This is a genomic window from Bradyrhizobium sp. BRP19 (genome assembly GCF_020194195.1).
GTDB lineage: Bacteria > Pseudomonadota > Alphaproteobacteria > Rhizobiales > Xanthobacteraceae > Bradyrhizobium > Bradyrhizobium yuanmingense.
In genome coordinates this window covers 1-419 of the sequence record NZ_JADYVZ010000179.1, presented here as the reverse complement: position 1 = coordinate 419, position 419 = coordinate 1, and the positions used below count along the sequence as shown (strand labels likewise).

Annotated in this window: 1 pseudogene; it reads right to left on the bottom strand. The window is 52.3% G+C overall.

From position 1 onward, the window contains the following. Positions 1 to 419: pseudogene (xanQ, locus tag I6F36_RS39080) on the bottom strand (xanthine/proton symporter XanQ); the annotation flags it as partial.

The window sequence follows — 419 nt, the reverse complement described above, 5'->3', positions numbered from 1 at the left end:
GGGAATGGTCGTGAAGAAGCCGCCAATCATCGGAAATAAGCCGAGGATAACCAGCATTACCGCGATGGTTCGCCCGACATAACGTGAAGCGACGCCAGTCATCTGAATAACCCCATTATTTTGCGCAAACGTGGTTAATGGTAATGAACCGACAGCGGAGGCGATAACAGAAACCAGACCATCTGACAGCACGCCGCCTTTCAGTCGGGACTGATACTCTTCCCCCTGAATGGGGCGGCGGGAAACCATTGCCGTGGCGGTGATATCGCCGACTGCTTCCAGCACGCTAAGCAGATAAATCGTGCCAACCACCAGGAACTGATGGAAGCTAAAACTAAAGCCGTATTTGAACGGATGCGGGATGGTGATTAACGGCAAATTGCGCATACTGCTGAAATCCACCATGCCCAGGCATAACG